The sequence below is a fragment of the Variovorax sp. 160MFSha2.1 genome (assembly GCF_048305075.1).
Lineage (GTDB): Bacteria > Pseudomonadota > Gammaproteobacteria > Burkholderiales > Burkholderiaceae_C > Variovorax > Variovorax guangxiensis.
Genome location: NZ_CP157624.1, coordinates 3,097,868 through 3,124,602, shown reverse-complemented (window position 1 = coordinate 3,124,602; position 26,735 = coordinate 3,097,868). Strand labels below are relative to the sequence as shown.

26 protein-coding genes are annotated in these 26,735 nt (G+C 67.7%); 19 read left to right on the top strand and 7 right to left on the bottom strand.

All coding sequences use genetic code 11. The features are described from left to right. Window positions 1–4: 4 nt before the first annotated feature. The 3 genes from ABL838_RS14095 to ABL838_RS14085 are packed head-to-tail and all read right to left on the bottom strand — an operon-like array spanning window position 5 to window position 3,282. Window positions 5–1,177 carry an NAD(P)/FAD-dependent oxidoreductase gene (locus tag ABL838_RS14095; RefSeq protein ID WP_418125678.1) on the bottom strand — a complete coding sequence of 391 codons (1,173 nt, stop codon included), beginning with the start codon at window positions 1,175–1,177 and terminating at the stop codon, window positions 5–7. 36 nt (window positions 1,178–1,213) lie between these two features. Next, on the bottom strand, window positions 1,214–2,113 hold the full coding sequence (locus ABL838_RS14090; protein WP_418125677.1) for a delta(1)-pyrroline-2-carboxylate reductase family protein: 900 nt from the start codon (window positions 2,111–2,113) through the stop codon (window positions 1,214–1,216). Between the two features lie 14 nt (window positions 2,114–2,127). Further along, window positions 2,128–3,282 (bottom strand): branched-chain amino acid ABC transporter substrate-binding protein, encoded by a 1,155-nt coding sequence (locus tag ABL838_RS14085; protein WP_418125676.1) that lies wholly within the window; start codon window positions 3,280–3,282, stop codon window positions 2,128–2,130. Between the two features lie 169 nt (window positions 3,283–3,451). Here ABL838_RS14085 and ABL838_RS14080 point away from each other — a divergent pair, with 169 nt between their 5' ends. Continuing rightward, window positions 3,452–4,345 carry a LysR substrate-binding domain-containing protein gene (locus ABL838_RS14080; RefSeq protein ID WP_126019298.1) on the top strand — a complete coding sequence of 298 codons (894 nt, stop codon included), beginning with the start codon at window positions 3,452–3,454 and terminating at the stop codon, window positions 4,343–4,345. 9 nt (window positions 4,346–4,354) lie between these two features. Here ABL838_RS14080 and ABL838_RS14075 read toward each other — a convergent pair whose 3' ends face one another. Continuing rightward, a complete protein-coding gene (locus tag ABL838_RS14075) occupies window positions 4,355–5,383 on the bottom strand; it encodes an aldo/keto reductase (RefSeq protein ID WP_418125675.1) in 1,029 nt (342 codons plus the stop codon). A 275-nt stretch (window positions 5,384–5,658) separates the two neighbouring features. On the opposite strand from ABL838_RS14075, the gene ABL838_RS14070 reads away from it, so the two are divergent. From ABL838_RS14070 to ABL838_RS14060, 3 genes are all read left to right on the top strand, one after another. Further along, the gene (locus ABL838_RS14070) at window positions 5,659–6,000 is read left to right on the top strand and encodes a hypothetical protein (protein ID WP_418125674.1); all 342 of its coding nucleotides are present in this window, start codon (window positions 5,659–5,661) and stop codon (window positions 5,998–6,000) included. Beyond that, on the top strand, window positions 5,997–6,551 hold the full coding sequence (locus ABL838_RS14065; protein ID WP_418125673.1) for a hypothetical protein: 555 nt from the start codon (window positions 5,997–5,999) through the stop codon (window positions 6,549–6,551). The genes ABL838_RS14070 and ABL838_RS14065 overlap by 4 nt, the downstream gene beginning before the upstream one ends. Before the next feature lie 94 nt (window positions 6,552–6,645). Continuing rightward, complete coding sequence (locus tag ABL838_RS14060) at window positions 6,646–7,101, top strand: GNAT family N-acetyltransferase (RefSeq protein WP_184638293.1); 456 nt, start codon at window positions 6,646–6,648, stop codon at window positions 7,099–7,101. A 66-nt stretch (window positions 7,102–7,167) separates the two neighbouring features. Here ABL838_RS14060 and ABL838_RS14055 read toward each other — a convergent pair whose 3' ends face one another. Continuing rightward, the gene (locus ABL838_RS14055) at window positions 7,168–7,470 is read right to left on the bottom strand and encodes a hypothetical protein (protein ID WP_184638295.1); all 303 of its coding nucleotides are present in this window, start codon (window positions 7,468–7,470) and stop codon (window positions 7,168–7,170) included. Window positions 7,471–7,583: 113 nt separating this feature from the next. Next, entirely contained in the window at window positions 7,584–8,126 is a 543-nt protein-coding gene (locus tag ABL838_RS14050) for a demethoxyubiquinone hydroxylase family protein (RefSeq protein ID WP_184638297.1), read from the bottom strand. A gap of 273 nt (window positions 8,127–8,399) precedes the next feature. Between ABL838_RS14050 and ABL838_RS14045 the strand changes: the two genes are divergently transcribed. From ABL838_RS14045 to ABL838_RS14010, 8 genes are all read left to right on the top strand, one after another. Next, on the top strand, window positions 8,400–9,377 hold the full coding sequence (locus ABL838_RS14045; protein WP_418125672.1) for a MurR/RpiR family transcriptional regulator: 978 nt from the start codon (window positions 8,400–8,402) through the stop codon (window positions 9,375–9,377). Next, entirely contained in the window at window positions 9,374–10,354 is a 981-nt protein-coding gene (locus ABL838_RS14040; protein ID WP_418125671.1) for an isoaspartyl peptidase/L-asparaginase family protein, read from the top strand. The genes ABL838_RS14045 and ABL838_RS14040 overlap by 4 nt, the downstream gene beginning before the upstream one ends. Window positions 10,355–10,385: 31 nt before the next feature. Further along, a complete protein-coding gene (locus ABL838_RS14035; RefSeq protein WP_418125670.1) occupies window positions 10,386–12,263 on the top strand; it encodes a dipeptide ABC transporter ATP-binding protein in 1,878 nt (625 codons plus the stop codon). Window positions 12,264–12,331: 68 nt separating this feature from the next. Then, the gene (gsiB, locus tag ABL838_RS14030; RefSeq protein ID WP_418125669.1) at window positions 12,332–13,888 is read left to right on the top strand and encodes a glutathione ABC transporter substrate-binding protein GsiB; all 1,557 of its coding nucleotides are present in this window, start codon (window positions 12,332–12,334) and stop codon (window positions 13,886–13,888) included. 125 nt (window positions 13,889–14,013) lie between these two features. Continuing rightward, window positions 14,014–14,934 carry a glutathione ABC transporter permease GsiC gene (gsiC, locus tag ABL838_RS14025; protein ID WP_126019272.1) on the top strand — a complete coding sequence of 307 codons (921 nt, stop codon included), beginning with the start codon at window positions 14,014–14,016 and terminating at the stop codon, window positions 14,932–14,934. A 10-nt stretch (window positions 14,935–14,944) separates the two neighbouring features. Continuing rightward, window positions 14,945–15,877, top strand: a complete 933-nt coding sequence (gsiD, locus tag ABL838_RS14020; protein ID WP_418125668.1) for a glutathione ABC transporter permease GsiD — start codon at window positions 14,945–14,947, stop codon at window positions 15,875–15,877. A gap of 16 nt (window positions 15,878–15,893) precedes the next feature. Then, entirely contained in the window at window positions 15,894–16,976 is a 1,083-nt protein-coding gene (locus ABL838_RS14015; RefSeq protein WP_418125667.1) for a P1 family peptidase, read from the top strand. Window positions 16,977–16,994: 18 nt separating this feature from the next. Beyond that, entirely contained in the window at window positions 16,995–17,816 is an 822-nt protein-coding gene (locus ABL838_RS14010; RefSeq protein ID WP_418125666.1) for a M55 family metallopeptidase, read from the top strand. Window positions 17,817–17,836: 20 nt separating this feature from the next. Here ABL838_RS14010 and ABL838_RS14005 read toward each other — a convergent pair whose 3' ends face one another. Then, window positions 17,837–18,742 carry a LysR family transcriptional regulator gene (locus tag ABL838_RS14005; RefSeq protein ID WP_418125665.1) on the bottom strand — a complete coding sequence of 302 codons (906 nt, stop codon included), beginning with the start codon at window positions 18,740–18,742 and terminating at the stop codon, window positions 17,837–17,839. Between the two features lie 93 nt (window positions 18,743–18,835). Between ABL838_RS14005 and ABL838_RS14000 the strand changes: the two genes are divergently transcribed. The 7 genes from ABL838_RS14000 to ABL838_RS13970 all read left to right on the top strand — a co-directional run bounded on the left by ABL838_RS14000 (window position 18,836) and on the right by ABL838_RS13970 (window position 26,700). Beyond that, window positions 18,836–20,173, top strand: a complete 1,338-nt coding sequence (locus ABL838_RS14000; protein WP_418120257.1) for an arylsulfatase — start codon at window positions 18,836–18,838, stop codon at window positions 20,171–20,173. A gap of 21 nt (window positions 20,174–20,194) precedes the next feature. Continuing rightward, a complete protein-coding gene (locus tag ABL838_RS13995) occupies window positions 20,195–21,163 on the top strand; it encodes a tripartite tricarboxylate transporter substrate-binding protein (protein WP_418125664.1) in 969 nt (322 codons plus the stop codon). A gap of 283 nt (window positions 21,164–21,446) precedes the next feature. Next, window positions 21,447–23,225 (top strand): nitrite/sulfite reductase, encoded by a 1,779-nt coding sequence (locus ABL838_RS13990; protein WP_418125663.1) that lies wholly within the window; start codon window positions 21,447–21,449, stop codon window positions 23,223–23,225. Then, on the top strand, window positions 23,222–23,617 hold the full coding sequence (locus tag ABL838_RS13985; protein WP_126019251.1) for a DUF934 domain-containing protein: 396 nt from the start codon (window positions 23,222–23,224) through the stop codon (window positions 23,615–23,617). Before ABL838_RS13990 ends, ABL838_RS13985 begins: the two co-directional genes overlap by 4 nt. A gap of 21 nt (window positions 23,618–23,638) precedes the next feature. Then, complete coding sequence (locus ABL838_RS13980) at window positions 23,639–24,259, top strand: phosphoadenosine phosphosulfate reductase family protein (RefSeq protein WP_418125662.1); 621 nt, start codon at window positions 23,639–23,641, stop codon at window positions 24,257–24,259. A 43-nt stretch (window positions 24,260–24,302) separates the two neighbouring features. Then, the gene (cysD, locus tag ABL838_RS13975) at window positions 24,303–25,244 is read left to right on the top strand and encodes a sulfate adenylyltransferase subunit CysD (RefSeq protein ID WP_418125661.1); all 942 of its coding nucleotides are present in this window, start codon (window positions 24,303–24,305) and stop codon (window positions 25,242–25,244) included. 115 nt (window positions 25,245–25,359) lie between these two features. Then, window positions 25,360–26,700 carry a sulfate adenylyltransferase subunit 1 gene (locus ABL838_RS13970; protein ID WP_418125660.1) on the top strand — a complete coding sequence of 447 codons (1,341 nt, stop codon included), beginning with the start codon at window positions 25,360–25,362 and terminating at the stop codon, window positions 26,698–26,700. The last annotated feature ends 35 nt before the right edge of the window (window positions 26,701–26,735 follow it).

Sequence of the window (26,735 nt, the reverse complement as noted above, 5' to 3'; positions counted from 1 at the left end):
GGACCTAGATCACGTTCTTCTCGAGCAAGGGCCTGTTCTCGAGAATCCGCGCGAAGGACACCGGCGACAGATCGAGGCTGCGGTATTCGCCGAAGCGGATCAACTCCGCCACGCCGCGCCCCGCCGCCGGGCACTGCTGCAGGCCGTGGCCCGAGAAGCCGTTGGCGAAGTAGAGGTTGTCGCAGTCGGGGTGCAGGCCGAGGATGGCGTTGTGGTCGAACACGTTCATCTCGTAGTAGCCGGCCCAGGCGCCGGTCATGCGGATGGCTTCGAAAGCGGGCACGCGCTCGGCCAGCGAGGGCCAGATGAAGCTGTCGAAGGCTTCGTACTCGACCTCGAGCGGCGCGTCATCCAGGTCATGGTCTTCCGGCGGCGCGAAGCCGCAGATGAACTGGCGGCCCTCGGGGCGCAGCCAGATGCCGGAGGTGTCGATCACCAGCGGGCAGCCGGGCAGCGTCTCGGGGCACGAGAAGCTGAACACGCTGCGGCGGCGGCCGCGCACCGGCAGGTCGATGCCGGCCCATTGCGCCACTTTCGCGGCCCAGGCGCCGGCGGCGTTGACGACGAAGTCGGCTTCCAGCGTCTCGGCGCTGTCGAGCTGCACGCCGGTCACGGTGCGGCCGTGTCGGCGCAGGCCTATCGCATGCGCCTGCACGTAGCGCACGTCCTGCGACACCGCCTTCCTGCGGAAAGCCTGCAGCAGGCTGTAGCCGTCGTACCAGCCCTCGCCTGAGAGACCGAGCGAGGCGAGTTCGACGCCGTCGGTCGAGATCCACGGAAAGCGCGCCTTCAGTTCATCGGGCGTGAGCAGCGCCACGTCCACCGCGTGCGCCTTCTGCATCGCGTGGTTCTCGCGCAGCACCTCGACGCCGGCCTGCGAGGCCAGGTACAGGTAGCCGGGCTCGACGAGGCCGATGTCGGGCACCTCGTCGCCCACGCGAAGGGTCTCGCCAAGATCCCGAAAGAAGTCGATGCCGTAGAGCGACATCCGGATGTTGATGGCGGTGGAGAACTGCTGGCGGATCGAGCTGGCTGACAGCGCCGACGATGCCTGCTTGTACGAGAAGTCGCGCTCGACCACCGTGACCTCGAAGCGCTCGCCGTCGGGTTCGCGGGTCAGGAAGTAGGCGATGGCGGAGCCGATGGCCCCGCCGCCGATGATCACCACACGCCGCATGAATTGCCTTCCTTGCTGCTGTCTGCCTTCATTGATTCAGCCCTGCCCTTCATGGGCCAGTTGCGCCGCCGCGAGGTCCCACAGTGCATGCCCCACCGTCTTGAGCAGCACCGGCCGGCCCGGCGGCGCCGGCGATGCATCGCGGAACGCCTGCACCGCCGCCCAGTCCACGCCCGCGCGGATCAGGTCGCCCGCCTCGTTGCGCGCGCCCTCCAGCGTATCCACAAACACGGCGCAGCGGCGCACGAGTTCTGGCGGCACCTCGGCCATGTCGGGGCGATAGGCGCCCACGGCGATGAGGGTGGCGTCCGGCCTCACGCCTGGCGGCACCACGGGCTCCTGCGAATTGGTCGCGGCGACGATCAGGGCGGTCTCTTCCGCTGCCGCAGCAGGGTCGGCGATCGCTTCGGCATCGACGCCCCGCGAGCGCATATGCCGGGCCAGCGTCTCGGCGTGCTCGGGCGTCCGCGCATGAATCTTCATCTGTCGCACACCCCAGACCTCCGCGAAGGCCTCGGCATGCGCGCGAGCCTGCACCCCGGCGCCGATCAGCAGCATGCGACGCGCCTCCGTGCGTCCCGCCCTCGCCGCTCCGGCCAGCGACAGCGCCGCCGTGCGACGCGCCGTGAGCACGTTGCCATCCATCGCCAGCAGCCGGGTGCCGGTGGCCGCATCCATCAGCGCGACATCGCCCTGCACCACGGGCAGGCCGAGTTCCGCGTTGGCGGCGTGCACGGTCACCGTCTTCAGAGCGGCGAAGCGCCGGTCGGCGGCCGGCATCAGCAGCATGACGCCACCTCCGGCGAGCTGCACGCAGGTGCGCGGCGATGCATGCGCCTCGCCAAGCCGCTCGCGCTCGAACATCTGCAGCAGCGCCTTCACCAGCGCGCCGTAAGGCAGCGCGGCGGCGGTCTGCGCGGCATCCAGCGTGCGCATGCGGGCCGCCCTCTTCAGGAGCCCGCCACGCGCACGCGCTTGCCGTCCTTGTAGGTGAAGACGGTGAAGTCGGGTTTCTGCAGGTTGCCTTTGGCGTCGAAGCTGATGGTGCCGGTGACGCCGTCGAACTTCACCTTGCGCATGGCCGGCAGGTAGGCCTGCGGCTCGACCGAGTTGGCGGCGCGCATGCCGGCGGCCAGCGCCATCATGGCGTCGTAGAGGTACGGCGCGTAGGTCAGCACCTCGGTGCCGTAGCGGGCCTTGTAGCGCTGCTCGAAATCGGCGCCCTTGGACGTCTTCTCGACTTCCTTGCCGCCGCGCGTGCAGTACAGCAGCCCGTCGACCGCGCCGCCGCTGATCTTCGCGACCTCGTCGGTGCACAGCCCGTCGGTGCCCAGCAGCTTGGCCGTGATGCCGAGCTGCTTCATCTGCCGCGCGATGAGACCGCCCTGCGCGTCCATGCCGCCGTAGAACACCACGTCGGGCTGTTTGCTCTTGATGGTGGTGAGGATGGCCATGAAGTCGGTGGCCTTGTCGCTGCCGTACTCCTGCGCCACGACGTTGCCGCCCAGCGCCTTCACGCCGCGCGTGAACACCTCGGCGGCGCCCTGGCCGTAGGCGGTGCGGTCGTCGATCACCGCGATGTTCTTCGCCTTCAGGTCCTTCACCGTGTAGCTGGCGATGGCCATGCCCACGTCCTCGTCGCTCGCGAGGATGCGGAAGACGTTGTCGTAGCCCTGCTTCGTGAAGCTCGGGTTGGTGGCGGTGGACACGTCGGGCAGGCCCGCGCGGCTGTAGACCGCCGAGGCCGGAATGGCCGCGCCCGAGTTGAAGTGGCCCAGGATGCCCTTCACGCCCATGTCGGTGAGCTTGTTGGCGACCACCATGGCCTGCTTGGGGTCGGCCTGGTCGTCCTCGGACTGCAGCACGAACCTGATCTTCCTGCCGCCGATGACGAGGCCCTGCTTGTTCAGGTCTTCGACCGCGAGGCGCGCGCCGTTGTCGTTGTCCTTGCCCCAGTGGGCCGCGCCGCCGGTGAGCGGGCCCGCGTGGCCGATGGTGACGGTCTGCTCGGCGGCAGCCTGCGCGAACGCGGCGGCGGGCAGGCCCAGGACGGAAGCCAGTGCGATGCCAACGGCGGCATTGCGACGGGTGCGCGAACCAATCATCGGAAGTCTCCTCGTATCGTTGGCAGGGGTCGGCACGCAGAATAGAGTCGCGGGCGGACACGGAACAAACGCTAAAAACTCACAACGTTGTGCGAGCCGGGAAGGAATCCGACCCGGGCACGACCGGTGCTTCGGCACCGGCAACGAGACAACTGCTGGCTATCGATCGATGAGAAAAGACATTCCCAACCTCGGCGCGCTGCAGGCCTTCGAGGCTTCTGCGCGGCTGGGCAGCTTCACCCGCGCGGCGAGCGAACTGGCGCTCACGCAGAGCGCCGTCGGCCGGCAGGTGGCCATGCTGGAGCAGCGCCTGGGCGTGCCGCTGTTCTCGCGCGTGCGGCGCCGCCTCACGCTCACCGACACCGGCCGCGAGTACGCGGCGCGCATCCGCCGCCACCTCGACCAGATCCGCCGCGACACGCTGGAGATCAGCGCCGGCCACGAGATGGGCTTCGTGCTGGAGCTTGCCGTCGTGCCCACCTTCGCCACGCAGTGGCTCATACCGCGCCTGCCGGAGTTCAGCCGGCTGCATCCGAACATCACGGTGAACCTGTCGGCGCGCTCGCAGCCTTTTTCCTTCCAGGAGAACGCCTACGACGCGGCCATCTACTTCGGCGACCAGTTCTGGCCCAACACGCGCGGCGGTCTGATCTTTTCCGAGGGAGAGATGGTGCCCATCTGCAGCCCCGCCTTCCGCGACGCGCACGGGCCGTGGGACGAAGCCGGCTTCGAGCGCTGCCGCCACGTGCACCTGAGCACGCGCGCCCATGCATGGCGCGACTGGTATGCGCAGCAGGGCTGGGAGTACACGGTGCATGCCTCGCGCGGGCCGCGCTACGAACTCTTCACCATGGTGGTGGCGGCCACGGCCGCCGGCATGGGCGTGGGCCTCGCGCCGCGCATCCTGATCGAGCACGAGCTGCGCACGGGCGAACTCGTGATTCCGGTCGACCGGCACCTCGACGTGCCCCAGGGCTACTACTTCGCGTACCCCGAAGGCCGGCCGGCCTCCGGGGCGCTGGAAGACTTCAAGCGCTGGGTGCTCGGGCTGACGCCCGGCTAGAAAAGGACGCTAGACCGGGTTCGGGTTGCGTTCGAGAAATCCCTGCTGGTGCCAGTAGGGATAGGCCCGCGTCGTCGCGCTGGCCGCGTCGAGCTCGGCAACCTGTTCGGGCGTGAGGTTCCAGCCCACCGCGCCGAGGTTCTGCCGCAGCTGCGCCTCGTCGCGCGCGCCGACCACCACGCTGGACACCGTCGGACGCTGCAGCAGCCAGTTGAGCGCCACCTGCGGCACCGTCTTGCTGACTTCGGCGCCGATCTTTTCCAGCGCATCGACCACGCGGTACAGCAGCTCGTCGGGCACCGGCGGGCCCATGTCGGCCGTCACGTGCAGCCGGCTGTTGGCGGGCAGCGGCTGGCCGCGGCGGATCTTGCCCGTGAGCCGGCCCCAGCCCAGCGGGCTCCACACCACGGCGCCGATGCCCTGGTCGATGCCCAGCGGCATCAGCTCCCATTCGTAGTCGCGGCCGACCAGCGAGTAGTAGGCCTGGTTCGCGACATAGCGCGCGAGGCCGTGGCGCTCCGACACGGCCAGCGACTTCATCAGGTGCCAGCCCGAGAAGTTCGACACGCCGATGTAGCGCAGCTTGCCCGCGCGCACCAGGTCGTCGAGCGTGGAGAGCGTCTCTTCCACCGGCGTGCTCGCGTCGAAGCCATGCAGCTGGAACAGGTCGATGTAGTCGGTGCCCAGCCGCTTGAGCGAACCATCGACCGCCTGCACGAGGTGGTGACGCGAAGAGCCCACGTCGTTCGGCCCCTCGCCGCTGCGGAAGGTGGCCTTTGTCGAGATCAACAGCCTGTCGCGCGGCCGCCCCTTGATCGCCTCGCCGAGCACCGACTCGGCCGCGCCGGACGAATAGATGTCGGCGCTGTCGAACATGTTCACGCCGGCTTCGAGACAGATGTCGATGAGCTTGCGCGCCTCGGCCACGTCGGTGCTTCCCCATGCGCTGAAGAACTCGCCCTTGCCCCCGAAGGTGCCGGTGCCAAAACTCAGTACGGGGACCTTGAGGCCGGATTTGCCCAGATGACGGTATTCCAAAGTGGTGCTCCTTGGTGCTTGCGGATTCGGGATGAAGAAAGGTGGCCGACAGACCGGTCGGACTGCCGCGCGGCCATTGTTGGTTGGCGCGTTCAACCCTGCGGACGAATGGGCTTTGCGCAGCGGGTCACAAGTGGTTGACGAAGTCATCAACCAGTTCACTTTTTAAGCCTTTAGCATGCGCCGCGAGGTCGTGACCTCGCGCTCATCCGATGCGCGAGGCCTGGCTTCTGCAGAGAGTCGATAACCAACAAATTCTTCAGGGAGGAAAACCCATGCTTGTCGAAATCGACGAACACGGAATGATCGGTCACGCGCGCGTGCGACATGCGCGCAGTCCAATCGGGATCGAGATCGTCGGAAGGGCCAGATTGCCTGCGGGATTTAAAGCTGTTGGGAAAGAAGCAGAACTGACTCTTGATGAATTGCGCGGCAGGCGTGGAATCTATGACGAGCCGACTGCGGCGCAGAATCAATCGCTCTCATGGCTTGTCAGCGTGCTTCAGGAGGCAATTCGAATCGATAGCGAGGAAGTTTTTCGCCATCCTCTGGTCAGCCGCAAGAACCCGACAGAGGCTCAGGGGGCAAATTGGAAAATGCAGGTGCCAACGCCATGAAACGAAGCATCGATCTCTTGATTCCAGCGGCAGTGCTGATTGCGGCTGCGGTGTTTCCGGCGCAAGCGTCCGACAGGCGATATCCCATCAGCCGTGTACAGAAGGTTGAGATCACAGAACCTTCGGGCAGAACGGTATGGGAGAACAAGGATTTTCTCGATTGCGATGATGTCGTTTTGACGGAAGAGGACGTTCTTTTTGCCCTGCGGCATATGCGCCGGATTTCGCGCAGTGCCTACGCCCCTGAAAAAACCGATACCACGGGGTGCGAAGGAGGTGCCAACGTTACGTTCAAAAACGGAAAAATCCTCGTCATGGGTATCGAGCCTAACGGACGAACTCTTGCTCTTGAGTACGACGCACGGATGAACCTAAAGAACAGTCCGACGAGCTTCTACGAATGCAGCCCTTGCCGGGACCGCAAGATGGCGCTCCTGAAAGATGCGCTGGACAGAGCAGACGAGCGACGGCTCAAAAGGCTGGAGGCAGAAGGAAAAATCCCTCCCGGCGAGGCCGAGCGCCGGCTGAAAGCCTTGCGAATCAGCCGCTGAGCGACTACACCCAACCCGCTTCGGCGGGTTTCTCTGGCTCCGACCCTCGCAACCTCTCGCATTGGGCAGACCAGCGTCTGGCTACCATCACCCGATGCGAATCTCCCTCGAAAGCCCCGCCCAGCCCGACGTCATCCAGCTCATCGACGACCTCGACGCCTACCAGAAGCCGCTGTATCCACCCGAGTGCCACTACGGCATCGACATTGCGGCGCTGTCTGCGCCGAACGTGCTGTTCGCGGTCGCCCGCGATGGCGAAGGCACGGCCGTGGGCTGCGGCGCCATAGTGATGGAGCCCGGCTTCGGTGAACTCAAGCGCATGTACGTGCGGCCCGAGAACCGGGGGCAAGGCGTCGCCGCGAAAGTGCTGGGTTTCCTTGAGGGCGAAGCGAAGGCGCGCGGCTGCGCGATGTTCAGGCTCGAAACGGGCGTGAGCCAGCCGGAGGCGCTCTCGTTCTATGCGCGCGCGGGCTATGCGCGGCGCGGACCGTTCGGGACGTACCCGGACGATCCGCTGAGCGTGTTCATGCAAAAGGAAGTCGCGGGCTGAGAGGCCGCAGCCTCCATCGCCGATGAATCCGGTCAGCGCCTGATCCGCACCAAGGCCGCGCTGCGCTCAGCCTGCCTCCGGCCCCGACAACGCCGCACGCATCGCGCGGGTCGCGCTGTCGGCAGCTTCGATGCGACGGCTCATTTCCTCATTGACCAGACGCACCAAGGAGCCGAGTTCGGTGCGCGTGGGACCGAGTTGTTCTGTATCGCCCACCTCCAGCGGCGCGATGAGCTTTTCAAGGCATGAATAGGCGCAGAGCACTTCGCGAAGACTGTCGGTGTCGTCGCAGGCTTGAAGAGCGAGGGCTTCGGCAGCGTCGAAGCGGGTTGATGCGGATGGCGTACGCGAGCGAGTAGAAGCAGCCATGAATGGCCTCCGGTGAACGCAGAGATGCTTCGAGACGCCAATCCCGAGCACCCCGAGCTTTCGGCGTGCGGGGCGCAGTTTATCGCCCGGATGAAGAACTCATCGAAGCGAACTCAAAGCCGCATTCCGAGCCAGATTACCGTCTCGGTCGAGGCCGCAACAACCGGGCTCAGCAACTTCGTCCACACATGGCCCGCACGCACATGCGACGCCGACTGGTCGTGATGCAACTGCTCCTCCTCGACGATTTGCGAGATGACATGGACGGCCGTTTCGTCCTTGCCAGCCAGTTCGCGCAATTGCGTCTTCAGGTGTCCCAGCACCACGCGCTCGACAGCCACTGTGGTCGCAGCGATGGCATCGCGACCCAGCAGCCCGGTGAGCAGACCCAGTACCCATCCGCCGATGCCGCACAACCAATAGCTGCGGCAACTGCGCAATCCCCGTCTCTGCAGTTCTGCCCAGAACAGAGCCCGGTGTCTTTCCTCGTGGGACTTGAACTCACGCAACTCCGGTACGAGCGAGGGTGCGGTCCATTGCGCCACGAAGATCTGCGCCCTGTAGATGTTGACCGCGCCTTGCTCGCCCGCATGGTCGACCTTGAGGATCCGTCCGCCCAGCGTCGAACCCCGGTCCGGTTGCTTCCCCTCATTCATTGCAGATCCCTCATTTGCCGAGGATTTTGACGTGTCGGGCCTTCAGCCGGCGCAAATCAGCGACATCAGGGGAAATACCTAGAGACCACGCCGTCACCGGCCCGGGCGTTCCCTCCACGAGGGAAACGGCGCGCCTCTACACCTCCCGAACCCCCTTCCCGCTGGCCCGCTACTTGCGATCGTGATCAAAAATGACAGAAAATTTTCTTATCTGACTTATATTTGTAAACTGGTTTTCAAAAAACGCACACTTTCGGGCGCAACGCACCCTTCATGAGCACACCTTTCGATACCCCAGGCACCACCGTGGCACAGCGCATCGCGCAGGCCTTGCCGCGGCTGTCGCGCTCGCACCGGCAGGTGGCCGACTACGTGCTGGAGCATCCGCTGCAGGTGGCGACGCTGCCCATCGACGAGCTGGCTGCGGTGGTGGGCGTGTCGGTGGCCACGGCCAACCGCTTCGCTCGGGCGCTCGACTTCGACGGCTACGCCACCTTCCGTGCAGAGCTGGTGCGGGGCTTCGAGCCGCTGGTGGCGCCGGTGGAGCGGCTGCGGGGCAACCTGGAGCGGCCGACCACGGTGGCCGAGGTGTTCGCCACGGCGCTCGACGAGAGCCGCCGCAACATCGACGCGACGCGTCAGACGCTGGACTACGCCGCCTGCGAAGCCGCAGTGGCGCGCATCGGCAAGGCGCGCTCGGTCTATATCGGCGGCTTCGGCGCGAGCGCGTGGCTCGCGGGCCTGCTTCAGCACGGGCTGGACGGCAGCTGCAGCGACGTGCGCATGCTCTCCAGCGTGAGCGGCGTCACGCATGCGGCGCGCACGCTGATGCACGCTGGGCCGCAGGACGTGTTCATCGGCCTGACCTTTCCGCGCTACCTGACGGACACCATCGCGCTGGCGCAGCTCGCGCGCAGCCAGGGCTGCGCCGTCATCGCCCTCACCGACCGGCCCAGCTCGCCGCTGGCCCCCTTGGCCGACGTGGCGCTGTTCTGCCAGACCGAAACCAGCTACCGCCCGAACTGCGAGACCAGCGTGCTCGCGCTGATCGAGGCGCTGACCAGCGCGGTGTCGCTGCGCGCGCCCGACCCTGTGCAGTCGGCCGGCCGCATCCTGCAGGCGGTGCGCCCCTGGCTGCATGGCGCCAACGGCCTGCAGCGCATCAGCGGGACCGCCGCGGCAGCACCCCAGACACCCGATGCCCCCGCCCCCAGCGGCGCGGGCAGCAAGAAGAAGAAAGCTTCCCGATGACCCAGACCCATGTGCCCGTGATCGCCATCCATGGCGGCGCCGGCACCATCAGCGCCGCGACGACGAGCGCGGAACAGGCGCAGGCCTATCACGATGCTTTGAAGAACATCGTGGCCGCCGCGCAGGCGATGCTGCTCAAGGGCGCCTCCGCGCTCGATGCCACCTGCCTCGCGGTGGAGATGCTCGAGGAGTGTCCGCTCTTCAACGCCGGCCACGGCGCGGTGTTCACGCACGACGAAACCCATGAGCTCGACGCCGCCGTGATGGACGGCGCCACGCTCGCCGCCGGCGCGATCGCGGGCGTGTGCCACATCCGCCGCCCGGTGCGCGCCGCGCGCGCCGTGCTCGAAGACGGCGCCCATGTGCTGCTGGCCGGTGCCGGCGCCGAGACATTCGCGCGCGAACGCGGGCTGGAGATGGTCGAGCCTTCGTTCTTCTCCACCGAGGCGCGCCGCCAGCAGCTCTACCGCGTGCGCGGCACGGGCCGCGTTGTGACGGACCATGAAGGCGCGACGATGGCGGCGGCTGCAGCAGCAACTCCGTCCCCGCTCGACGAGGACAAGAAGTTCGGCACAGTCGGCGCGGTCGCGCTCGACATGCACGGCCACCTGGCCGCCGCCACCTCCACCGGCGGCATGACCAACAAGCGCGTCGGCCGCATCGGCGATTCGCCGCTCATCGGCGCCGGCACCTATGCCGACGACCGTACGGCCGCAGTGTCGTGCACCGGCAGCGGCGAGATGTTCATCCGCGTCGCCGCCGCCTACGACGTCTGCGCGCGCATGGCCTACGGCGGCGCGACGCTCGAAGCCGCCACGCACGCCGTGGTGCAGCAGTCGCTGCCGGCCATCGGCGGCTCCGGCGGCCTGATCGCCGTGGACCGCCACGGCAACCTGAGCCTGGCCTTCAACAGCGAAGGCATGTACCGCGGCCACGCGCGCGGCAACGAAGCGCCCCTCACGGCCATCTTCGCCTGACGCAGCAGCCTCCTTCTTTTCCCGCACTCCCATGTCCACCCCTGCCCTCGCCCTGCCGGACGGCCGCGTTCTCGCCGTCGACGACCTCACCGTTCGCTTCTCGACTTCCGAGCGCACGGTCGATGCCGTGAAGAAGCTGTCATTCCACGTCGACCACGGCGAAACGCTCGCGGTGGTGGGCGAATCGGGTTCGGGCAAGTCGGTGACCTCGCTGGCGCTGATGCGCCTCGTGGAGCACGGCGGCGGCCGCATCCTGAACGGCAGCATGATGTTCCGCCGCCGCAACGGCGAAGTGCTCGACCTGGCGCAGGCGCGCGATAGCGCCATGCGCAACATCCGCGGCGCGGACATCGCGATGATCTTCCAGGAGCCGATGACGTCGCTGAACCCGGTGTTCACCGCCGGCGACCAGATCGCCGAGGCCATCCGCATCCACCAGGGCAAGAGCGACGCGGCAGCGCGCGCCGAGGCGCTGCGCATGCTGGAGCTGGTGCGCATTCCCGAGGCGCGCAACGTGCTCGACCGCTTTCCGCACCAGCTCTCGGGCGGCATGCGCCAGCGCGTGATGATCGCGATGGCGCTGTCGTGCAAGCCGCAGCTGCTGATCGCCGACGAACCGACCACCGCGCTGGACGTGACCATCCAGGCGCAGATCCTCCAGCTCATCCGCGAACTGCAGAAGGAGATGCACATGGGCGTGCTCTTCATCACGCACGACATGGGCGTGGTGGCCGAGATCGCCGACCGCGTGCTGGTGATGTTCCGCGGCGACAAGGTGGAAGAAGGCGTCTCCGACGACGTGTTCGCAGCGCCTCGGCACCCCTACACCCGCGCGCTGCTGTCGGCCGTGCCGAAACTGGGCGCGATGCAGGGCACCGACCTGCCGGCCAAGTTCGAACTGCTGCGCACCGAGGCCAGCGCCGACGCCGCGGCGCCCCATCAGGCCACCCCGCAGGACACGGTGCGCGCAGACGCCGGCCCGATCCTGCGCGTGCGCGACCTCGTCACCCGCTTCGACGTGCGCAGCGGCCTCTTCGGCCGCGTGAAGCGCCGCGTGCATGCGGTGGAGAAGATCAGCTTCGACCTGTACCCCGGCGAAACGCTGGCGCTGGTGGGCGAATCGGGCTGCGGCAAGTCGACCACCGGCCGCTCGCTGCTGCGCCTGGTCGAGAGCCAGAGCGGCGCGATCGAGTTCGGCGGCAAGAACATCCGCGAGCTGCCCACGCGCGAGCTGCAGGCGCTTCGCCGCAACATCCAGTTCATCTTCCAGGATCCGTTCGCCTCGCTCGATCCGCGCGTGACGGTGGGTTTCTCGATCATGGAGCCGCTGCTCATCCACAACATCGCCAAGGGCGCCGAGGCGCAGCAGCGCGTCGACTGGCTGCTGCAGAAGGTGGGCCTGCCGCCCGAGGCGGCGCAGCGCTATCCGCACGAGTTCTCGGGCGGCCAGCGCCAGCGCATTGCCATCGCGCGGGCACTGGCGCTCAACCCCAAGGTGGTGGTGGCCGACGAATCGGTGTCGGCGCTGGACGTGTCCATCCAGGCGCAGATCGTCAACCTGATGCTCGACCTGCAGCGCGAACTGGGCGTGGCCTTCCTCTTCATCTCGCACGACATGGCGGTGGTGGAGCGCATCAGCCACCGGGTGGCCGTGATGTACCTGGGTCAGATCGTCGAGATCGGCCCGCGCCGCGCGGTGTTCGAGGCGCCGCAGCACCCCTACACGCGCAAGCTGATGGCCGCGGTGCCGGTGGCCGACCCGGCGCGCCGCCACAAGCCGCGCGCGCTGCTCGAAGGCGAGATTCCCAGCCCGATCCGCGCCGTGGGCGACGAGCCCGTGGTGCCGCCGCTGGTGCAGGTCGCGCCGGGTCACTTCGTCGCGCAGCACGCCATCGGCGGTGCGTTCTGAACGGTCAATCAATTTTTTCAACCCGCAGGCCCTCCTGCTTTTTTCCTCGAACCGACTGGAGTTCTTCCATGACGCAACAAGCTTCCTCCTCCCTGCGATGGGCATCCGCACTGCTGGGCCTGGCCGCGCTGGCCGCCTCGGGCACGGCACTGGCCGCGAAAGACGTGGTGCTGTCCATCGGCTACCAGCCGGAAACGCTGGACCCGTACAACACCAACACCACCATCACCACGGCCGTGACCAAGACCTTCTATGAAGGCCTGTTCCAGTTCGACAAGGACCTGAAGGTGCAGAACGTGCTCGCCGAGGGCTACGAGGTGTCGAAGGACGGCCTGGTCTACACCATCAAGCTGCGCACCGGCGTGAAGTTCCACGACGGCACCGACTTCAACGCCGACGCGGTGAAGTTCACGCTCGACCGCGTGCTGAACCAGGACAACAAGCTGCTGCGCTACAACCAGTTCAACCGCGTGAGCAAGGTCGAGGTGGTCAACCCGAGCACCGTGCGCATCACGCTGAAGGAGCCCTTCGGTCCCTTCATCAACTCGCTGGCCCACGCATCGGCCGCCATGATCTCGCCCACCGCGCTGAAGAAGTGGGGCAACAAGGACATCGCCTTCCACCCCGTGGGTACCGGCCCCTTCGAGTTCGTCGAGTGGAAGCAGACCGAGGCCGTCAAGGCCAAGAAGTTCGACGGCTACTGGAAGAAGGGCTACCCGAAGGTCGACAACGTGTCGTGGAAGCCGGTGCTCGAGAACAACACCCGCGCCGCGATGCTGCAGACCGGCGAGGCCGACTTCGCATTCCCCATTCCCTATGAGCAGGCCGAGCTGCTGAAGAAGAGCGACAAGCTCGAAGTAGTGGCAACGCCCTCGATCATCACGCGCTTCCTGGCATTCAACATGCTGCAGAAGCCCTACGACAACCCGAAGGTGCGCGAGGCCATCGGCTACGCCATCAACAAGGAGGCGCTGGCCAAGGTGGCGTTCGGCGGCTATGCCTTCCCGGCGCAGGGCGTGCTGCCACAGGGCGTGAAGTACGCCGAGAAGATGGCTCCCATTCCCTACGACCTGAAGAAGGCCAAGGAGCTGATGAAGGAAGCCGGCTACCCCGACGGCTTCGAGTCGGTGCTGTGGAGCGCCTACAACAACACGACCTCGCAGAAGACGATCCAGTTCGTGCAGCAGCAGCTCGCGCAGATCGGCATCAAGCTGCAGGTGCAGGCGCTCGAAGTGGGCCAGCGCACCGAGCAGGTGGATGCATGGTCCGATCCGAAGACGGCCAAGGTCCGCATGTACTACACCGGCTGGTCGTCGTCGACCGGCGAGGCCGACTGGGGCCTGCGCCCGCTGTTCGCCTCGGAAGCCTGGGCTCCGAAGCTGAACAACATGTCGTTCTACAAGAGCGAGGTGGTCGACAGCTCGCTGGCCAAGGCGCTGGTGACCACCGACGAGAAGGAACGCGCCGCGCTGTACAAGACCGCGCAGGAAGAGATCCGCAAGGACCTGCCGCGCGTGCCGATGATCACCGAGCAGAACCTGTCGGCGCACGCCAAGCGTCTGTCGGGCGTGTTCGTAATGCCTGACGGCAACATCAACATCGACGCCATCGCCGTGTCGAACTAAGTACTCCCCCAGGCTTCGCGCACTTCGTGTCGCTTCGCCAACCCCCTCGCCGGGGGCAACACCTGCGGCCCGGCAAAGCCGGTTCCGCGGTGTTTCCCGAATGAGGGTGACTGTTTCCTGATGCCATGCTGAATTACTTCCTCAAACGACTGTTGGGCCTGATCCCCACGCTGCTCATCGTGGCGGTGCTGGTGTTCCTGTTCGTCCACATGCTGCCCGGCGATCCGGCGCGTCTCGCCGCCGGCCAGGACGCCGACGAGCAGACCGTGGCCATGGTCCGCGCGGAGCTCGGGCTGGACAAGCCGCTGCCGCAGCAGTTCGTGAACTTCTTCACCCACATGCTGCAGGGCGACTTCGGCACCTCCATCCGCACGCGGCGGCCGGTGGCGACCGAGATCGGCGAGCGCTTCTTCCCGACGGTGATGCTGACCATCACCAGCATGGTGTGGGCGGTGATCTTCGGCATGGCCATCGGCATCGTGTCTGCCGTGTACCGCAACAAATGGCCGGACCGGCTGGGCATGACGCTCGCCGTGTCGGGCATCTCCTTTCCCGCATTCGCACTCGGCATGCTGCTGATGCAGATCTTCTCGGTCCAGCTCGGATGGCTGCCCACGGTGGGCGCCAGCAGCTGGAAGCACTACATCCTGCCCTCGATCACCCTGGGCGCCGCCGTGGCGGCCGTGATGGCGCGCTTCACGCGGGCCTCCTTCGTCGAGGTGATCCAGGAAGACTTCGTGCGCACCGCGCGCGCCAAGGGCGTGCGCGAGCGCGCCGTGATCATCAAGCACTGCCTGCGCAACGCGCTCATTCCGGTCGTGACGATGATGGGCCTGCAGTTCGGCTTCCTGCTGGGCGGCTCCATTCTTGTGGAGGCGGTGTTCAACTGGCCGGGCCTCGGCCGCCTGCTGGTCGACGCGGTGCAGATGCGCGACTACCCCGTGATCCAGACGCTGGTGCTGCTGTTCTCGCTCGAGTTCATCCTGATCAACCTGGTGGTCGATGTGCTCTACGGTTACATCAACCCGACCATCCGCTACAAGTGAGCAAGCAGCCATGACGCAACAAGCTTCCGGCGTGCCTGCCGAAACCATTCCATCTCCCGCACCGGCCGTGGTGACTGTTCAAACCGCCGGCAAGGTCCGCACGCCCTGGGGCGAATGCTGGCGCCGTTTCAAGAAACAGCCGGTGGGCATCGTCGCGGCGCTCTTCGTGCTGCTGCTGGTGTTCGTCGCGGTGTTCGCGCCGTGGATCGTGCCCTTCGATCCGGAGAACTTCTTCGACTACGACATGCTGAACACCGGCCCCTCGGCCACGCACTGGTTCGGCGTCGATCCGCTGGGCCGCGATATCTTCAGCCGCATCCTGGCCGGCGCGCGCATCTCGCTGATGGCGGGCTTCCTGTCGGTGGTGCTGGGCGGCATCATCGGCACCGCCTTCGGCCTGCTTGCGGGCTACTACGAGGGCTGGTGGGACCGCATCGTGATGCGCATCTCGGACGTGCTCTTCGCCTTCCCCGGCATCCTGCTGGCGCTGGGCGTGGTGGCCATCCTGGGCAGCAGCATGACCAACGTGGTGGTGGCCGTTTCGGTGTTCAGCGTGCCGGCCTTCGCGCGCCTCGTGCGCGGCAACACGCTGGTGCTGAAGCAGCAGACCTACATCGAGGCCGAGCGCAGCATCGGCGCCTCGGACTGGACCATCATCGTGCGGCACATCCTGCCAGGCACCATTTCGTCGATCGTGGTGTATTTCTCGATGCGCGTCGGCACCTCGATCATTACCGCCGCCAGCCTCTCCTTCCTGGGCATGGGCGCGCAGCCGCCGACGCCCGAATGGGGCGCGATGCTCAGCGAAGCCCGCGCCGACATGGTGACCTCGCCGCACGTGGCGCTCTTCCCCAGCCTGGCCATCTTCTTCACCGTGCTCGCCTTCAACCTGCTGGGCGATGCGCTGCGCGACGCGCTCGACCCGAAAATCGACCGCCAGTAAGTTTCTTTTTTCCGCAATGTCTTCCAGCAAGCAGCAGGCCTCCCTCCCCTTCATCGGCAATCTGCTCCAGGGCGAACGCAACGCCATCACCGACGTCGCGGGCGTCACCGTGGGCCACCGCACGCTGGCCGACGGCCCGGTGCAGACGGGCGTGACCGTCATCCGCCCGCACGCGGGCGATCTCTTCCGCGACAAGGTGCCTGCCGCCGTGGCGGTGCTCAACGGCTTCGGCAAGAGCGTCGGCCTGTTGCAGGTCGAAGAGCTGGGCGTGCTCGAAACGCCCATCGCGCTGACCAACACCTTCTCGGTCGGCGCGGTGGCGGCGGCGCAGATCCGCCGCTGCGTGGCCGACAACCCCGAATGCGGACGCACGCTGCCCACGGTCAATCCGCTGGTGTTCGAGTGCAACGACGGCTTTCTCAACGACATCCAGCGCATGGCCGTGAGCGAAGCCGACTACCTGCACGCGCTGGCTGGCGCCGCCCCTGACTTCGAGCAAGGCTCGGTCGGCGCGGGGCGCGGCATGTCGAGCTTCCAGCTCAAGGGCGGCATCGGCAGCGCCTCGCGGCGGGTGTCGGCGCGCGAGGGCCTGTGCCACACGGTGGGCGCGCTGGTGCTGGCGAACTACGGGCGCCAGCCGCAGCTGCTGCTGGCCGGCCACGCGGTGGGCGAACGGCTCGCCGCGCTGCAGGCCGAACGCAGCCTGCCGGCGGTGAACGAGGCCGAGAAGGGCTCGATCATCATCGTGGTGGCCACCGACGCGCCGCTCGACGCGCGCCAGCTGCGCCGCCTTACGCTGCGCGCCGGTGCCGGGCTGGCCCGCACGGGCTCGGTCTTCGGGCACGGCAGCGGCGACATCGTGCTGGCCTTCTCCACCGCCTACACCGTGCCCGACAGCGTCGAGCGGCCGATGCCCGCCGTGGCGATGCTGCACGACGGCCTGCTCGACGGCCTGTTCCAGGCCGCGGCCGACAGCACCGAGCAGGCGATCATCCATGCCCTGTGGCGCGCCACCGCCGTCACCGGGCGCGACGGCAACCACCGCGCCGCGCTGGCCGACGTACTGCCGGCCTCCGCCATCTTCTCAACCCACGCCTGAACGCGAGCCGTTTCACCCATGAAAGTCCTGATCTCCACCGACATCGAAGGCGTCGCCGGCGTCTACCACTCCGAGCAGGTGCGCGCGGGCAACCCCGAGTACGAGCGCGCGCGGCTGCTGATGACGCACGAGGCCAATGCCGCCATCGCCGGCGCCTTCGACGCGGGCGCCACCGAAGTGCTGGTGAACGATTCGCACGGCGGTTTCCGCAACATGCCGCCCGACCTGCTCGACGCACGCGCCCGCGTGATCCAGGGCAAGCCGCGCTACCTGAGCATGGTGGCGGGCGTGGAGGAAGGCGGCGTGGACGCCGTCTGCATGGTCGGCTACCACTCGCGCGCGCAGGGGCGCGGCATCCTCGCGCACACCATCAACAGCTTCGCCTTCGCGGGCATCTCGCTCGGCAGCGAGGAGCTGGGCGAGGCCGGCCTCTACGGCGCGCTGGCCGGCGAGTACGGCGTGCCCGTGGTGATGGCCAGCGGCGACGACGTGTTCATCGCCGAGAACCGCCCGCTCTTCCCGCACGCGACCTTCGTCGAAACCAAGAAGGCCACGGGCTGCCTGAGCGGCGTGTCACTGTCGCCCGAGCAGTCGCGCCGGGCGATCCGCGCGGGCGTGGAAGAAGCTCTGGCGGCGCGCTCGAAGGCCAAGCCGCTGGTCTTCGCCGGCCCGCAGACCGTGACGCTGCGCGCCCAGACCTCCGCGCTGGCCGACCTGTTCTGCCAGTGGCCGAGCTTCGAACGCGTGGACGGCGTCACCCTGCGCTTCACCGCGCCGACCGTGGAAGCGGCCGTGCGCATGCTGAACTGCTGCTCGGCGATGTCGACGATGCTGCGCTGAGGCGCGGGGACCTATCCAACTCAGGCCGACGCGGCCTTGAGCGCCAGCAGGCTGTCGCGCAGCGCCTGCATCAGCGGCGACCACGACGAGCCGGGCCGTGAAAGCAGCACCACCGCGCGCGGCACGCGCAGTGCCGCCACCGGCAGCACCGCAAAGCGGCTGTCGTCGGCATGCCGCATGAAGGAGCGAGGCACCAGCGTGATGAGGTCGGTCGCGGCCAGCACTGACAGGTTCAGCTCGGACGCGAAAGGCACCTCCATCACGACCCGGGGCGCGGCGAGGTTGTTGCGCGCGAAGATGTCCGTGATCGCCTTGAAGGCGGCCGACGTAGCCGGGCCCGAGATCCATCCGTATGCCGTGACGTCGGCCAGCGACACGCGCGAGCGCTGCGTCAGCGGATGGCCGGTTCGCACCAGCGGCAGCATCGGGTCGTTGTCGACCTTGGTGCGCTCGGCATCCAGCGGCTGGCCTTCGTAGGCGGGCACCAGGGCCAGGTCGAGCTCGCCTTCGCGCACGAGTGTGGCCAGCGTGTCGGAGCGGTCGACGCGCAGGCGCACTCGCAGCCCCGGGCGTTGGTTCAGCAGCGTGCCCAGCGCAGCGGCGACGCGGTTGCCCGAGGTGGTGTCGGTCACGCCCACGCGCAGCAGCCCGGCCTGCTGCGCCCGCATCTCGTTGGCCAGCAACACGGTGTCGGCGTAGTCGGCCTGCAGGCGCCGCACCTGTTCGGCGACCCGCTGCCCGGCCGAGGTCAGCACCATGCCGCGCGCGCTGCGCTCGAACAGCTGCAGCCCGAACTCGGCCTCGACCCGGCGCACGGCCTTGGTCAGCGCGGGCTGGGTCACGCCCTGCTCGTCGGCCGCGGCGGAAAGCAGGCCGGTCTTGACCACGGCGAGGAAATACTGGACATCGCGCATCGACAGGGACATTCCCCGAGTTTATGACTCAGTGATGGCTTGGGAATGAGCCTGGGAGGCACCGGCACTTAGATTCCGGAAACGCCACTCCCGGAGCCCATCGCCATGCCCTCACCCTCCTCCTCTCCCAACATCGTGCTCATCGTCGCCGACAACCTCGGCTGGGGCGAACTGGGCTGCTACGGCGGCGGCGCGCTGCGCGGCGCGCCCACGCCGAACATCGACGCCCTCGCAAAGCAGGGCCTGCTGCTGCAGAACTTCAATGTGGAGAGCGACTGCGTGCCGACCCGCTCCGCGCTGATGAGCGGGCGCCACCCGATCCGCACCGGCTGCCTGCAGTCGGTGCCGCCGGGCCTTCCGCAGGGGCTGACGCGGCGCGAGATCACGCTGGCCCAGTTGCTCTCTGCCCGGGGCTATGCCACCGCGCACTACGGCAAGTGGCACCTGGGCGACGTGCCGGGGCGCTTTCCGTCGGACCGAGGCTTCGACGAGTGGTACGGCATTCCGCGCACCACGGACGAGAGCCAGTTCACCTCGACGGTGGGCTTCGACCCCAGCGTGGTGGAGCTGCCCTGGATCATGCGCGGCCGCAGCGGCGAGCCCTCGGAAGGCGTGAAGGTGTACGACCTGGAAGCGCGGCGGCAGATCGACGCCGACCTGGTCGACATGTCCATCGGCTTCATGCGGCGCCAGCGCGAGGCCGGCAAGCCCTTCTTTCTCTATCTGCCGCTGGTGCACCTGCATTTCCCGACGCTGCCGCACCCCGAGTTCGCCGGCCGCACGGGCGCGGGCGACTTCGCCGATTCGATGGTGGAAATGGACCACCGCGTGGGCCAGGTGGTGCGCGCGCTCGACGAGATGGGCGCGGCCGAGGACACGCTGCTGATCTTCTGCAGCGACAACGGCCCCGAGTTCCGCGCTCCCTACCGGGGCACGGCCGGCCCCTGGAGCGGCACCTATCACACCGCCATGGAAGGCAGCCTGCGGGTGCCCTTCATCGCGCGCTGGCCGGGCCGCATCGCACCCGGCCGGGTGAGCAACGAGATCGTGCACGTGACCGACCTCTTCACCACCCTGGCGGGCGTGGCCGGTGCCGAGCTGCCGCAGGACAGGCCTATCGACGGCGTGGACCAACTGCCCTTCCTGCTGGGCGAGCAGGAGAAGTCGGCCCGCGAGGGCTTTCCCTTCTACATAAAGAACGAGCTGCGGGCGGTGAAGTGGCGCGACTGGAAGCTGCACTTCTACTGGGAGCCCGAGGTGAATGAAGGCAAAGGCAAGCTGGAGTCGCCCTATCTCTTCAACACCACCCGCGACCCGAAGGAAACGACCGACGTGCTCGTCTACAACACCTGGGTGCTGGGGCCGGTGCTCAAGCTGGTGAAGGCGTTCCAGGACAGCTTCGCGCGGCATCCGAACACGCCGCCCGGCCAGCTTGACGACTAACCTGATGAACAGCGAGCTCCCATGAACAAGATGCCTTCCATCTCCCGTCGTCGTGCAATGGCCGCCCTGGGCGGTGCCGTCGCGCTCGCGGCCTCTCCCCGCCTCTTTGCCCAAGGTGCCCGCCCGCTGACCTGGCTGGTCGGCCAGCCGGCCGGCGGCAGCGTGGACATCCTGACCCGCCTCGTGGCGCGCCACGTCGAGCAGGCGCTCGGCCAACCGGTGGTGGTGGACAACCGGCCCGGCGCCGCGGGCGCCATCGCGCTGCAGGCGGCCGCACGGGCACCGCATGACGGGCTGACGGTCGTCACCATTCCCGGGCCGATCCTGACCAGCATGCCCGTGCCCCGGATCGGCAAGGAACTGACCGGCGTGGCCACGCTGGCCAAGGGGCCGATGGTGCTGGTGGGCACCACGGCCAGCCCGATGCCGCCCACGCTGGCCGCGCTGCTCGCCGCCGGCAAGGACCCGAAGGCCTTCAGCTTCGCATCGTCCGGCAACGGGACCAGCCAGCACCTGGCCGGCGAGCTGATGAACCAGATCGCCGGCACGCGGATCGTCCACGTGCCCTACAAGGGCGGCAGCCAGGCCGTCACCGATGTGGTCGGCGGGCAGGTGCAACTGGGCATGCTCGGCATCACGCCGGTGCTGCCGCACATCAAGTCGGGCAAGCTGCATGCGTACGGCGTGACCACTGCCACGCGCTCGCCTGCGCTGCCCGATGTGCCCACGCTGCGCGAAGCCGGCCTGCCCGGTTTCGACGCGGACCAGTGGTTCGTGGTGGCCGCGCCCGCGGGCGTGCCGGCTGAGCGGGTGCGCGCGCTCAACGCGGCGATTGCGCAGGCGCTGCAGAAGCCCGAGGTGCAGTCGGGCTACGCGGCCGCGGGCGTGACGCCGGCTCCCGCCACGGCGGAGCAGACCACGACCTTCGTGGTGCAGGAACTCCAGCGCTGGCAGACGCTGGCGAAGAAGGCCGATCTGCCGCTGGATTGAGCGGATGACGGCCGGCGCTGCCCGGCCCTCCGTCTTTCCGCCGCCGGGCAGGCGCGTGCCCGGAAACGCCTTGCCGGACTCTTCGCTCCGGCTGCCTCGCCTTATCCGGAATAAGCATCAAACCATCCGGAAACCCGCATGGATACTGGCGAATAAGCTTATCCGCATAAAGCGCGAACCAAAAAATAGTTTGGTTCCATAAGGAGCGCTTGGACAATCGCGCCTTCTTGCTGGGGTACCCGCTACGCGCGCGGCACCGCACTTCCCTCAAGACAAACGCACGATGTACCAATACACAGAATTCGACCGCCAGTTCGTCCACCAGCGGGCTGCCCAATTCCGCGACCAGCTCGAGCGCTGGCAGAAGGGCAAGCTCGCCGAAGACGAATTCCGCCCCCTGCGCCTGCAAAACGGCTGGTACGTGCAGCGCTACGCGCCGATGCTGCGCGTGGCCGTGCCCTACGGCGAACTGTCGAGCCGCCAGCTGCGCGTGCTGGCCCGCATCGCCCGCGAATACGACGAGCCCGAGGCGGAGGTCTACAAGAAGGCCATCGAGACGCAGGGCCTGCTCGGCAGCCACAAGCTGCCCACCCACTACGCCCACTTCACGACCCGCCAGAACGTCCAGTACAACTGGATTCCGCTGGCCAAGTCGGCCGACGTGATGGACTTGCTGGCTTCGGTCGACATGCACGGCATCCAGACCAGCGGCAACTGCATCCGCAACATCACGAGCGACGAGCGCGCCGGCATCGCCGTCGACGAGGTCGCCGATCCACGCCCGTTCGCGGAAATCATGCGCCAGTGGAGCACGCTGCACCCCGAGTTCGCGTTCCTGCCGCGCAAGTTCAAGATCGCCATCACCGGCGCCACCGAGGACCGCGCCGCCACCGGCTGGCACGACGTGGGCCTGCACGTGGTGAAGAACGAAGCCGGCGAGATCGGTTTCCGCGTGCAGGTGGGCGGCGGCATGGGCCGCACGCCCATCGTGGGCACGGTGCTGCGCGAGTTCCTGCCGTGGCAGCAGATCATGAACTACCTCGAGGCCGTGATCCGCGTCTACAACCGGTACGGCCGGCGCGACAACATCTACAAGGCTCGCATCAAGATCCTGGTGAAGGCCGAGGGGCAGCGCTACATCGACGATGTCGAGGCCGAGTACAAGCAGATCCTCGAGCACGACGGCGCGCCGCACACCATCACGCAGGAAGAGTACGACCGCGTGGCCGCGTCCTTCGTGCCGCCCGCACTCGCCACCCGCGTGCTGCAGAGCGCCGAGAAGACCGACGCCGAGCTGCGCCACCACGCCGCCGACGACGTGCAGTTCGTCCGCTGGCTGGCGCGCAACGTGGCGCCGCACAAGAACCCGGCCCTGCGCGCCGTGACGCTGTCGTTCAAGCGCCTGAAGCAGGCGCCCGGCGACGCCTCGGCCGACCAGCTCGACACCATCGCCGAGCTCGCCGACCGCTTCTCGGCCGGCGAAGCCCGCGTGACGCACGACCAGAACGTGCTGCTGCCCTGGGTGCATGCCGAAGACCTGCACGCGCTGTGGATCGCAGCCCGTGCCGCCGGCTTCGCCAGCGCCAACGTGCACCTGCTGACGGACATGATCGCCTGCCCCGGCGGCGACTTCTGCGCGCTGGCCAACGCACGCTCCATTCCGGTGGCCGAAGCCATCACCGAGCGCTACCAGGACCTCGACGAGCTCGACGACCTGGGCGAGATCGACCTGCACATCAGCGGCTGCATCAACTCGTGCGGCCACCACCACAGCGGCCACATCGGCATCCTCGGCGTCGACAAGGACGGCAAGGAGTGGTACCAGGTCACCCTCGGCGGCTCCGACGGCTCCGCGCTCAGCGGCACGCCGCAGGCCGGCAAGGTGGTCGGCCCCTCGTTCTCGGCGGCAGAAGTGCCCGGGGTGATCGAGGCCGTGCTCAACACCTACCGCGACACCCGCGAAAGCGGCGAGAACTTCATCGACACGCTGCGCCGCGTCGGCCACGACGCGTTCAAGGCCGCCGCCAACGGTGCACGTTTCAAGGTGGAGGAAGCAGCATGAAGAAGACCCTGAACATTCTCTCGGCGGAAGAGCACGTCGACGACGGCGACCCGAAGGTGCTGCAGCTGGCCAACGACGCCGACCCGCTCGCCATCGAGGAGTGCCTGGCCGACATCGAGCGAATCGACCTGCACTTTCCGAAGTTCACCGACGGCCGCGCCTACAGCCAGGCCTTCCTGCTGCGCCGCCGCCTGGGCTTCACCGGCGACATCCGCGCCACCGGCGACGTGCTGATCGACCAGCTCGTGCAGATGGAGCGCACCGGCTTCTCCAGCGCCGTGCTCAAGGAAGGCGTGGACGCCACCGACGCGCAGCGCCAGTTCGACCGCTTCGCTTCCTTCTACCAGGGCGACGCGGTGAAGACCGCGCCGCACTTCGCGGCCGGAAACTGAGAGCGCAGGAAAGCACCGCACATGAGCATCGACATCGAACGCATCAACGCCGAACTCGGCCGCAACGCGCAGGGCCTGGTGGACTGGGCACTCGGCCTGGGCCAGCCGGCCATCGTCACCACCAACTTCCGGCCCTTCGAGGCGGTGATCCTGCACCTGGTCACGCAGGTGGAGCGCGACGTGCCGGTGGTGTGGATGGACAACGGCTACAACACCGAGGCCACCTACCGCTTCGCCGACGAAGTGACGAAGCAGCTGGGCCTGGACCTGCACATCTACCTGCCGCGCCGCTCGCGCGCCCATCGCGAGGCAGTGGAAGGCCCGACGCCCGCGCTGGACGACCCGCGCCACGCCGCATTCACCGAAGAGGTGAAGCTGGAGCCCTTCGCGCGCGCCCTGCGCGAGACGGCGCCGAAGGTGTGGTTCACCGCGCTGCGCGCCACCGACACGGCCGTGCGTGCGCAGATGGACCCGGTCAGCATCAACCCCGACGGGCTGATCAAGGTCGCGCCGCTGCTGCACTGGTCTTCCAAGGACCTGCACGAGTACTGCGTGAAGCACGGCCTGCCCAACAACTTCGACTACGTCGACCCGACCAAGGGCGAAGACAACCGCGAGTGCGGACTGCACCTCGCGCACTGAGCCCCTGCACCGCACCGACCTACCGCATCCAGCCCCATCTCCGATGAACGCACGTACCGAAACCGAACTGCTGCTGCCGCCGGCGCACCTGTCCAACACGCACCTCGACGCGCTGGAGGAAGAAACCATCTTCATCCTGCGCGAAGTGGCGGCCGCCTTCGAGCGCCCCACCCTGCTGTTCTCGGGCGGCAAGGACTCGCTGGTGCTGCTGAAGTGCGCGGAGAAGGCTTTCGGCGTCGGCCGCATTCCCTACCCGCTCTTGATGATCGACACCGGCCATAACTTCCCCGAGGTCACGGAGTACCGTGACCGTCGCGCGAAGGAACTGGGTGCCGAGCTGATCGTGCGCAGCGTCGAGGACTCGATGAAGCGCGGCACCGTGCGCCTGGCGCACCCGGGCGAGTCGCGCAACGCGCACCAGTCGGTGACGCTGCTGGAAGCCATTGAAGAATTCCGCTTCGACGCGCTGATCGGCGGCGCCCGCCGCGACGAGGAAAAAGCGCGCGCCAAGGAGCGCATCTTTTCGCACCGCGACAGCTTCGGCCAGTGGCAGCCCAAGGACCAGCGCCCCGAGCTGTGGACGCTGTTCAACACCCGCCTCGCCCCGGGCGAGCACTTTCGCGTGTTCCCGATCTCGAACTGGACCGAACTCGACGTGTGGCAGTACATCGCCCGCGAGGAAGTCGGCCTGCCTTCGATCTACTACACGCACAAGCGCGAAGTGGTGGAGCGCCGCGGCCTGCTGGTGCCGGTGACCAACCTGACCCCCGCTCGCGACGGCGAGACGGTGCAGGTGCGCGACGTGCGCTTCCGCACCGTGGGCGACATCACCACCACCTGCCCGGTGGAAAGCCTGGCGGCCGACGCGAGCGACGTGGTGCTCGAGACGCTGTCGGTCGACGTGAGCGAGCGCGGCGCCACGCGCATGGACGACATGACTTCGGAAGCTTCCATGGAGAAGCGCAAGAAAGACGGGTACTTCTGACCCACCCCCAGGCTTCGCGCACTTCGTGTCGCTACGCCCACCCCCTCGAAGGGGGCAACACCAGCGGCCCGGCAGAGCCGGTTCCGCGGTGTTCCACGAATTGGAGAATCACTCAATGAACGCTGCTGTCATTTCAAACGCCTCGCCCGCCGAAGTCCACGGCGACACCGGCACCGCCCTGCGCTTCATCACCTGCGGCTCCGTCGACGACGGCAAGAGCACGCTCATCGGCCGACTGCTGGTCGACAGCAAGACCGTGCTGCAGGACCAGTTGGCCGGCGTGCAGCGCGGCGGCGAGACCGACCTGGCCCTGCTGACAGACGGCCTTTCGGCCGAGCGCGAACAGGGCATCACCATCGACGTGGCGTACCGCTACTTCTCGACCGCCAGGCGCAAGTTCATCATCGGCGACGCGCCCGGCCATGAGCAGTACACGCGCAACATGGTCACGGCCGCCTCCGCCGCCGACGCCGCTGTGGTGCTGGTCGACGCGACCAAGCTGGCCTGGGCCGCCGAGGTGGAAGACGGCACCGTGGTCAAGCGCGAGCTGCTGCCGCAGACGCGCCGCCACACGCTGCTGTGCAACCTGCTGCGCGTGCAGTCGATCGTGTTCGCCATCAACAAGCTGGACGCCATCGGCGATGCCGGCCTTGCCTTCGAACGCATCTCGACCGCGCTGAACGCCTTTGCCGAAGCGGCCGGCGTGAAAGTCGCGGCCATCGTGCCGATCTCCGCGCTCAAGGGCTGGAACGTGGCGACGCGCCATGCCGACTGGGTCGGCTACGAAGGCCCCAGCCTGCTCGAGCTGCTGGAAGACCTGCCGGTGACGGCGCAGGACGAGGCCGTGCCCTTCGCCTTCCCGGTGCAGTGGGTCGAGAAGTTCTCGTCGTCGGCCGACACCTCGCAGGGCCGCCGCGTGTTCTGGGGCCGCGTCGCCTCGGGCCACGTGGAGCCGGGCCAGCGCGTGACCGTGCTGCCGAGCAACCAGACCGCCACCGTCGCCCAAGTGCTGAGCCACACGCGCCAGCCGAAGGCGGTGCATGCGGGCCACAGCGCCGGCATCGTGCTGGACCGCGAGGTAGACGTGTCGCGCGGCGACTGGCTGCTGGCGCCCGGCGCCTTCGAGCCGGTGCGCGAGATCACCGCCACGGTGGCCTGGCTCGACGACGAGCCGCTGGTCGCGGGACGCGTCTACTGGGCGCTGCAGGGCCACCGCTGGGTGAAGGCCAAGGTCGCGCGCATTGTCGACCGCGTGAACATCACCACGCTCGAATCGGAAGCCGCGACGCAGATCGAGGCCAACGCCATCGGCGACGTGGTGCTGGCGCTGCAGCAGCCGCTGGCGGTGCTGCCCTTCACGCAATCGCGCGCCCTGGGCTCGCTGGTGCTGGTCGATACGGCCTCCCACAAGACCGCCGCTGCCGTGCTCGTGCAGCCTTCCGCCGCAAAGGCCTAAAATCCCGGGTTTTCCCCGACCTCACCACTGACGCC